We start from the raw sequence: 9032 nt of genomic DNA, 5'->3' as shown, positions 1-9032 counted from the left end.
AGCGGCGGGCAGGGATCCTTCTTCCCGGTGAGGTCCGCCAACTCCTCGGGCGGCTCGGCCCCGTCCCGTACGGCCGGCAGGTAGGGCCACGCCGCAGGTCGCGCACCCGCACCCGCGGCGCGGTGCGCTCCAGCGCCGTCGCCCCGCCGAGCACCGTGCGCGGCACGGCGCCGACCAGGTTGAAGTCGCCCAGCACCAGGTACGGCTGCGGCAGGTCGGCGATCCAGCGCCGGATGCCGGCCAGCTGCGCCATGTTCCAGCCGGGGACGAACGACAGGTGCGCCGCCACCACGGTGAACGGCCCGTGCTCGCCCTCCAGGACGGCCGCCAGCGCCGCCCGCGGCTCGTCCGGCACCGGGGTCAGCCCGCGCCGGCCGGCCACCCGCAGCGGCAGCCCGAACGGCGCCGGGGCGAACCGCCGGGCCCGCCAGTGCCGCACCGGAAGCCTCGTCAGCAGCGCCGTCCCGTACGAGGGCAGGGCGCCGTCGCCCACCTCGCCCGGCCCGTACACCCGCAGGTTGCCCGGCCCGGCCGGCTCCGGCACCCAGCCCGCCACCGGGGCCGGGCGGCCGTGCAGGGCGGCGGCGAAGCGCCAGTCCTTCGCGCCCATCGCCGCGGCCGCCACCGCCGCCTGGTCGGTGCCGCCGGAGCGGGGCTGGTGCCGGTCCACCTCCTGGAGCGCCAGCACGTCGGCGTCCAGCGCGGCCACCGCCTCGGCCAGCGGCGCGCCGGCGTCGGACGGGTAGGGCCGCGGGGCGCCGTCCGGGGCGAGCGGCTGGCCGTGCAGAAGGTTGAAGGTGGCGATGCGCAACTGGCTCACACCGCACGACGGTACCCGCTCCCCGGACCCGGCGGGCCCGGCTTGAGGCGCTAGGGCATACCGGGTATACATACTCGGTATGTCCATCCGTCACGGTCTGCTCGCCCTGCTCGACCAGGGCCCCCGCTACGGCTACCAGCTGCGCACCGAGTTCGAGGCGCGCACCGGCGCCACCTGGCCGCTCAACGTCGGACAGGTCTACACCACGCTGTCGCGGCTGGAGCGCGACGGGCTGGTCGAGCCCGCCGGGGAGGACGACGAGGGCCACCAGTTCTACGCCGCCACCGACGCCGGCCGGGAGGAGCTGCGGGCCTGGTTCGACACCCCGGTGCCCCGGACCAGCCCGCCGCGCGACGAACTCGCGATCAAGCTCGCCATGGCGGTGACCGTCCCGGGCGTGGACGTCTCCGCCGTCGTCCAGGGCCAGCGCCGGCACAGCATCAAGGCGCTCCAGGACTACACCCGGCTCAAGGGCCGCGCCCTCGCGGGGGAGAAGCGCCCCGGCGTGGTGCCCGCCGCCGGCAACGACCTGGCCTGGCTGCTCGTCCTCGACCAGCTCATCTTCCAGACCGAAGCGGAGATCCGCTGGCTCGACCACTGCGAGACCCGGCTCGCCCAGCAGGCCGAACTCCTGCAGGCCCGCGCCGCCGAGGGCGCCCGCGAGGGCGACGCACCCGCGGCCCCCGCCAAGCGCGGCCGCCGCCTGCGCGCCTGAACGCCTGCGCACCTGAACGCCTGAACGCCTGAACGCCTGAACGCCTGCGCACCTGAACGCCTGAGCGCCCGCGCCCGCGCGGCCGAGCCCGTACGGCACCCGAACCACCACGCTCGGCCCCGACACCGAGCGCACACCCAGCACAAGGGGGGAATGCGTGTCCCACACCGAAGAGGCCCGGCAGACGCCGGTGCTCCACCTGGAGAACGTCACCCGCGTCCACGGAAGCGGCGCCGCCGAGGTCCAGGCCCTGCGCGGCGTCGACCTCAAGGTCCACCCCGGCGAGTTCGTCGCCGTCATGGGCCCCTCCGGCTCCGGCAAGTCGACCCTGCTCACCCTGGCCGGCGGCCTGGACAGCCCGACCGCCGGCCGAGTCCTGGTCGAGGGCGTCGCCCTCGGCGAGCTCAACCGCAAGAAGCTCGCCCAGGTCCGCCGCCGCTCCGTCGGCTACGTCTTCCAGGACTACAACCTGATCCCGGCGCTCACCGCCGCCGAGAACATCTCGCTGCCGCGCGAACTCGACGGGCTGTCCACCCGCGCCGCCCGCCGCGAGGCCCTCACCGCCCTGGAGGAACTCGGCATCCCCGAACTCGCCGACCGCTTCCCCGACGACATGTCCGGCGGCCAGCAGCAGCGCGTCGCCATCGCCCGCGCCCTGATCGGCGACCGCCGCCTCGTCCTCGCCGACGAGCCCACCGGCGCCCTCGACTCCACCACCGGCGAGGCCGTCCTCGCCGTCCTGCGCGCCCGCTGCGACGCCGGCGCCGCCGCCATGATGGTCACCCACGAGGCCCGGCACGCCGCCTGGGCCGACCGGGTCGTCTTCCTGCGCGACGGCCGGATGGTCGACGAGTCCGTCAGCCAGGACGCGGCCAGCCTGCTCGTCAGCGCCGCGAGCAACAGCCTGAAGGTGGACGAGTGAAGCTCAGCGCCTGGCGGGTCGCCCTGCGCATAGCCCGCCGCGACGCCCTGCGCGCCAAGGGCCGCAGCGCCCTCGTCATCGCCATGGTCGCCCTGCCCGTCCTCGGCGTCACCGGCGCCGACGTGGTCTTCCGCAGCGCCGAACTCACCCCCGCCGAACGCGCGACGCGGGTCATGGGCCAGGCCGCCGGCGAACTGGACCTGGTCGAACGCGGCTCCACCGTCAAGCAGGCGCCCGACCCCGAGAAGGGCTTCACCCTCCGCAACCCCAAGGACGACCTCAAGGAGGGCGAAACCCCCACCTACACCCCCGAGCAGCAGCGCTCCCTCGACACCGCCCCCGGCGAACTGGCCCGCCAACTGCTCCCGGCCGGCGCCACCCTGGTGCCCGAGCTCCAGGGCCCGTACACCGCGGCGCGCAGCACCGAAGGCGTGCTCAGCACCCGGGTCGTCGAAGCCGACCTGACCGACCCGGTCTGGCAGGGCAGCCTCAACCGGGTCCAGGGTCGCGCCCCCGCCGCGGACAACGAAGCCGCCGTCACCCGGGACTTCCTCAAGCGCTCCGGCCTCAGGATCGGCGACCAGACCTCCGTCCGCGGGCTGGAGTCCACCTCCTTCACCATCACCGGCGTCTACGAGCACCCCGGCGAGCTGAACACCACCGAGCTCATCGCCCGCCCCGGCGCCCTGATCGACCGGCTCCCCAAGGAGCCGGACGCGCGCGCCGACACCGAGCCCACCCGCTGGCTGGTCAAGCTCCCGGCCGGTGCCGGGCTCGACTGGCAGAAGGTCACCGAGCTCAACCGGTACGGCTTCCGGGCGACCTCCCGCGCCGTCCTGCTCGACCCGCCGCCCCGCGACCAGGTCCCGTACTACGTCGAGCAGAAGCACTCCGGCCCCGAGACCACGTACTTCGACCGGACCGACGTCGTCATCCTCGCCACCGTCGTCGGCATGGCCCTGCTGGAGATCGTCCTGCTCGCGGGCCCCGCCTTCGCCGTCGGGGCCCGGCGCTCCCGGCGGCAGCTCGGACTGCTCGCCGCCGCCGGCGGTGAACGCGCCAACGTCCGCGCGGTCGTGCTCGGCGGCGGCATCGTCCTCGGCGTCACCGGCGCGCTGGTCGGCCTGGCCGGGGGCATCGGCCTGGTCGCCCTGATGCGCACCCGGGCCGAGGAGTCCGCCGGCCAGCGCTTCGGCCACTTCGCCGTGACGCCGCTCGACCTGCTCGGCATCCTCGCGGTCGGCCTCGTCACCGGCCTGCTGGCCGCCGTGGTGCCCGCCGTCCAGGCCTCCCGCCAGGACGTCGTGGCCGCGCTCACCGGCCGCGACACGCTCAAGCCGCCGAGCCGCAAGCTCGCCGCCCTGGGCCTGCTGATGATCGGCGGCGGCGCGGCCCTCGCCCTGTTCGGCGCCTCCAGCGGCGTCGGCAACCGCAGCTTCGCCGTCCTCGGCGGCTCGGCCGTCGCCGAACTCGGCATGGTCGCCCTCGTCCCGTTCCTGGTCGGCCTCTTCGGCCGGCTCGGCCGCTGGCTCCCGCTCGGCCCCCGGCTCGCCCTGCGCGACTCGGTGCGCCACCGCGGCCGCACCGCGCCCGCCGTGGCCGCCGTGATGGCCGCCGTCGCCGGCTCCGTCGCGGTCAGCGTCTACATGGCCAGCGTCGACGAGGAGCACCGGCGCGACTACGTCGCCTCCGGGCCCTCCGGCGCCGTCATGCTCGGCAACGGCTGGCTGCTCGACGACAAGCTGCTGCCGCACATGCGCTCCGCCGTCGAGCGCAGCATCCCCGACCTCGGCCCGCGCGCCGACGCCCTGCGCGTCCAGCCCAAGGGCGACTGCGGCGAGGGCACCTACTGCGGCTACCTCAGCGTCGAACTGCCCAAGGAAGATCGCTGCCCGCTCTACGACCGGGAGACCAGCCCCTCCCCGGAGGAGCGCCGGCGGATCCTGTCCACCGACAAGCGCTGCCAGACCGACCACCGCCGCAGCAGCCCCTTCAGCCCGGTGACCGCCGGCGACGCCACCCTGCTGCGCAACCTCTACGGCGTCACCGACCAGGCGGCCGGCCAGGCCCTCGCGGCCGGCAAGGCCGTGGTCTTCGACGCCCGCTACGTCAAGGACGGCAAGGTCGTCCTCCAGTACAACACCCCCGCCCCGGAGGGCTCCGGCCCCGCCGCCGGCAAGCCGGTCTACAAGGAGATCGCGGTGGACGCCGTGCTCGCCGAGCCCGTGCTGGCCTCCCCGGCCCAGGCCGTGGTCAGCCCGGCCACCGCCGCCCGGCTCGGCTTCTCCACCATCCCGGGCGGCTCGGTCTGGCTGCCCGCCGCGATGCCCTCCGACGGCGCCCAGCAGAAGGCCGACGGCGCGCTGGCCAAGCTCCACGACCACGAGGTGCTCACGATCGAACGCGGCTACGAGTCCCAGGCCGACCTGGTCCGCCTCGGCCTCAACGCGTTCGCCGCCCTGGTCGCCCTCGGCGCGGCGGGCATCGCCACCGGGCTGGCCGCCGCCGACTCCCAGCGCGACCTGACCACCCTCGCGGCGGTCGGCGCCGAACCCCGCATCCGGCGCTCGCTGTCCGGCTTCCAGTGCGGGGTGATCGCCGCCATGGGCGCCCTGCTCGGCGCGGTCTGCGGCGTGGTGCCCGGGGTGGCGCTGCGCAAGGTCGAGGCCGCGGCGAACAGCTACCCCGGGATGACCGCCGAGGAGCTCGCCAACAAGGCGACCCTGGTGTTCCCGTGGCCCACCATCGCCGCCACCGTGCTGGTGCTGCCGGTGCTCGCGGCCGCCCTCGCGGCAGTGATGACCCGCTCCCGGATCACCCTGCTGCGCCGCTCGGGCTGAGGTCCGGCCCCGCTCCCGTCACCCCCGTCCACGGCGCCGCCGGGGCGGGGGTGACGGAGGTTACAGCCCCGACGGCGCCCGGCAGCCGGACGGCCGGGGCGGGCACCCGCACGGGCGAACTACAGTCGTCGGTATGACGAGAACCCCGGACAGCGCCGTCCGCTCCTACATCGACCGGCACCAGGCCGCCTTCCTCGCCGACCTCTCCGAGTGGCTGGCCATCCCCTCGGTCTCCGCCGACCCGGACCGGGCCGGCGACGTGCGGCGCTCGGCCGAGTGGCTGGCCGCCAAGCTGAGCGCGACCGGCTTCCCGGTGGCCGAGGTGTGGGAGACCGACGGGCTGCCGGCGGTGTTCGCCGAGTGGCCCTCCGGGGACCCGTCCGCGCCGACCGTCCTGGTCTACGGGCACCACGACGTGCAGCCGGCGGCCCGGGAGGACGGCTGGGACACCGAGCCGTTCACCCCGACCGTGGTCGACGGCCGGCTGTTCGCGCGCGGGGCGGCCGACGACAAGGGCCAGGTGTTCTTCCACACCCTGGGCGTGCGCGCCCACCTGGCCGCCACCGGCCGCACCGCGCCGGCCGTCAACCTCAAGCTGCTGATCGAGGGCGAGGAGGAGTCCGGCTCGCCGAACTTCCCCGCCCTGGTCCGGCGCGAGGCCGGGCGGCTGGCCGCCGACGTGGTCGTCATCTCGGACACCGGCATGTGGTCCGCGACCACGCCGACCGTCTGCACCGGCATGCGCGGCCTGGCCGACGCCCAGATCGACCTGTACGGCCCGGACACCGACATCCACTCCGGCTCCTTCGGCGGCGCCGTCCCCAACCCGGCCCAGGTCGCGGCCGAGCTGGCCGCCGCCCTGCACGACGCCGACCGCCGGGTCGCGATCCCGGGCTTCTACGACGGCGTCGTCGAGCTGACCGAGCGCGAGCGCGAGCTGTTCGCCGAGCTGCCCTTCGACGAGGAGCAGTGGCTGCGGGTCGCCAAGTCGTACGGCACCCGCGGCGAGGCCGGCTACTCCACCCTGGAGCGGATCTGGGCCCGCCCGACCGCCGAGGTCAACGGCATCTGGGGCGGCTACACCGGCCCCGGCGGCAAGACCATCGTCCCCGCCTCGGCGCACCTCAAGCTGTCCTTCCGGCTGGTCGCCGGGCAGGAGGTGGAGCAGGTCCGCGACGCGGTGCGGGCCTGGGTGGCCGAGCGGGTGCCCGAGGGCGTCCGGTACGAGCTGGTCTTCCCGGGCGCGACCCGGCCCTGCCTGACCCCGCTGGACCACCCGGCGCTGCAGTCCACCGTCCGCGCGATGGGGCGGGCCTTCGAGCAGCGGATCCTGTTCACCCGGGAGGGCGGCTCCGGGCCGGCCGCCGACCTCCAGGACGTGCTGGGCGCGCCGGTGCTGTTCCTGGGCGTCTCGGTGCCCTCGGACGGCTGGCACTCGGTCAACGAGAAGGTCGAGCTGGACCTGCTGGCCAAGGGCGTGGAGACCGCCGCGTACCTCTGGGGCGACCTCGCCGAGAACTTCCGGCCGGGGGCATGACCCCCGCCGTGCGCACCATGGCAGCCAGATCACTCATCCGGATGATTCACCATGTGGGGATGGAACAGACGTGAGCACCGTGCCTGAGACCGAGCGCCCGCTGCACCTGGCTCTGGCCCGGTCCGGGGTGGACCGGGCGGCCGAGCACCGGTTCGACGAGCCCTGGCTGGCGGCCGCCTGGAGCCACCCCAGCACCCGGGTCCTGCCGATCGCCGGCGGCGAGGCGTTCGTGGTCGACACCCCGCAGGGCACCGAGCTCGTGCTGCTGCCCTCCTTCGAGGCGCCGCAGACCGGCGACCGGTACTTCCTCGGCACCGACCAGGACGGCGTCTCGTACTTCGCGCTGGCCGGCGAGAGCCTGCCCGGGCGGCTGGACGGCGACGCCCGTCCGGCCGGGCTGCGCGAGGTCGGCGGGCTGCTGTCCGACCGGGACGCCGGGCTGCTGGTGCACGCCGTGGCCCTGGAGCACTGGCACCGGCTGCACAGCTTCTGCTCGCGCTGCGGGCACCCGACCGAGAAGGCCGGCGCCGGGCACGTGCGGCGCTGCACCTCCTGCGCGGCCGAGCACTACCCGCGCACCGACCCGGCGGTGATCATGGTGATCACCGACGAGCAGGACCGCTGCCTGCTCGGCCGCCAGGCGCTGTGGCCGGAGGGCCGCTGGTCGACGCTGGCCGGCTTCGTCGAGCCGGGGGAGTCGATCGAGCAGGCGGTGGCCCGCGAGGTGCAGGAGGAGGCGGGCGTGCGGGTCGGCGAGGTGCGCTACGTCGCCAGCCAGCCGTGGCCGTTCCCGTCCAGCCTGATGCTCGGCTTCACGGGCCGGGCGCTGCCCGGCGGCACCGAGATCACCGTGGACGGCGAGGAGCTGGCCGAAGCGCGCTGGTTCTCCCGCGAGGAGCTGCGGGCCGGGATGGAGGCGGGCGAGATCCTGCCGCCGTCCGGCATCTCGATCGCCCGGCACCTGGTCGAGCTCTGGTACGGGGAGCCGCTGCCCTCGGCGGCGCGCTGGTAATCCGGTAATCCGGGACGAAAGGGGGGCGCGTGGCAAATTCCATGCGCCCCCCTTTTCCTCTCCAATCCCTTCCCCAATTCGCCACGACCAGCTGTTCGTATCCGGACGGGCCAGTTCTGCTACCGGGAGGGGCTCCTGGGGCGCGCAAGCCGACCCGCGCGGACGATATTGCCGGAAACGGCTGAAACCGGCTCACCCCGCTCGCTACATTCACGAGGGTGACAATCCCCCGGGGCACCGCCCAATCCCCCAAATACCAGCGCCTCGCCGCCGACCTGCGCCGCCGGATCGCCGAGGGCGAGTTCACCGCCGACGCCGCCCTGCCGGTCGAGAGCGAACTGGAGCGCCAGTACGGCGTCGCCCGCAACACCGTCCGGCTCGCCGTCGACGTCCTGGTCAACGAGGGCCGCCTGGTCCGCCTCCAGGGCAAGGGCACGTACCTGCGCGAACACCCCGTCCTGGACCACCGCGCCTACGGGCCCTGCCCGCACCCCGCGCCGCGCGACTGCCTCGCCGCGCCCTCCGCCGTCTACCTCGGCGAAGCCGCCGAAGCCGGGCGGGAACTCGGCACCGACTTCGAGATGATGATCGTCCGGGCCCGGGTGGACATCGCCGAACGGCTCGGACTGCGCCCCGGCGAGGCCATCGTGGTCCGCCGCCAGCTGCGGCTGCTCGACCGCGAGCCGTACTCCATCGAGGAGAGCCACTACCGGGCCGGCCTCGCCGCCGGCACCCCGCTGATGGAGCCCGACCCCGTCGAGGGCGGCGACGAGGCGGTGCTCGCCACCCTCGGACGCACCGAGATCGGCGCGGTGGACCACCTGGTCGCGCGGATGCCCGGCCCCGAGGAGGCCCAGTGGTTCCAGGGCGGCCCCGGCGTGCCGCTGATGGTGCAGACCCGCGTCACCTACGACCGGCGCGGGCCCGTACGGGTCATCGAGACCCGCTACTCGGCCGACCGCAGCCGGCTCGTCTACGGCGTCGGCGACCTCGGCGCCCGCACCACGCTGCCCGCCCCCGCCGCGCCCGTCGACCCGGCCCGGGCCGACGCGCCGTGACGCGCGCCGGCCGCGGCGGGCCGGGCCGGGTGTGCCCGGGCTCACGGTCACCGACGGCGGCGGCTCCCCACCGCGCAGTCCCGGCGGAGAAGATCAGGCGAGGCAGAACTCGTTGCCCTCGATGTCCT

General features: G+C 75.2%; 7 protein-coding genes. 6 read left to right on the top strand and 1 reads right to left on the bottom strand.

Annotated elements, in window-relative coordinates; translation table 11 throughout:
- On the bottom strand, nucleotides 1-820 hold an 820-nt coding region (locus ABZW03_RS31420; protein WP_355265787.1), incomplete at its 3' end, for an endonuclease/exonuclease/phosphatase family protein.
- Nucleotides 821-899: 79 nt separating this feature from the next.
- Here ABZW03_RS31420 and ABZW03_RS31415 point away from each other — a divergent pair.
- The 6 genes from ABZW03_RS31415 (at nucleotide 900) to ABZW03_RS31390 (ending at nucleotide 8904) form a co-directional block, all read left to right on the top strand.
- A complete protein-coding gene (locus ABZW03_RS31415) occupies nucleotides 900-1535 on the top strand; it encodes a PadR family transcriptional regulator (RefSeq protein ID WP_355265784.1) in 636 nt (211 codons plus the stop codon).
- A gap of 157 nt (nucleotides 1536-1692) precedes the next feature.
- Entirely contained in the window at nucleotides 1693-2457 is a 765-nt protein-coding gene (locus ABZW03_RS31410; RefSeq protein WP_355265781.1) for an ABC transporter ATP-binding protein, read from the top strand.
- On the top strand, nucleotides 2454-5297 hold the full coding sequence (locus ABZW03_RS31405; protein WP_355265778.1) for an ABC transporter permease: 2844 nt from the start codon (nucleotides 2454-2456) through the stop codon (nucleotides 5295-5297). Before ABZW03_RS31410 ends, ABZW03_RS31405 begins: the two co-directional genes overlap by 4 nt.
- Before the next feature lie 133 nt (nucleotides 5298-5430).
- Nucleotides 5431-6834, top strand: coding sequence for a dipeptidase (locus tag ABZW03_RS31400; protein ID WP_355265775.1), 1404 nt, complete (start codon nucleotides 5431-5433; stop codon nucleotides 6832-6834).
- Nucleotides 6835-6904: 70 nt separating this feature from the next.
- Complete coding sequence (gene nudC / locus ABZW03_RS31395; protein WP_355265772.1) at nucleotides 6905-7846, top strand: NAD(+) diphosphatase; 942 nt, start codon at nucleotides 6905-6907, stop codon at nucleotides 7844-7846.
- A 218-nt stretch (nucleotides 7847-8064) separates the two neighbouring features.
- A complete protein-coding gene (locus ABZW03_RS31390; RefSeq protein ID WP_355265769.1) occupies nucleotides 8065-8904 on the top strand; it encodes a GntR family transcriptional regulator in 840 nt (279 codons plus the stop codon).
- Nucleotides 8905-9032: the final 128 nt, after the last annotated feature.

Origin of the sequence: Kitasatospora sp. NPDC004799 (assembly GCF_040609095.1) — a bacterium.
Lineage (GTDB): Bacteria > Actinomycetota > Actinomycetes > Streptomycetales > Streptomycetaceae > Kitasatospora.
The sequence above is the reverse complement of the archived record's forward strand: the minus strand, read 5'-3'. Positions and strand labels throughout refer to the sequence as shown.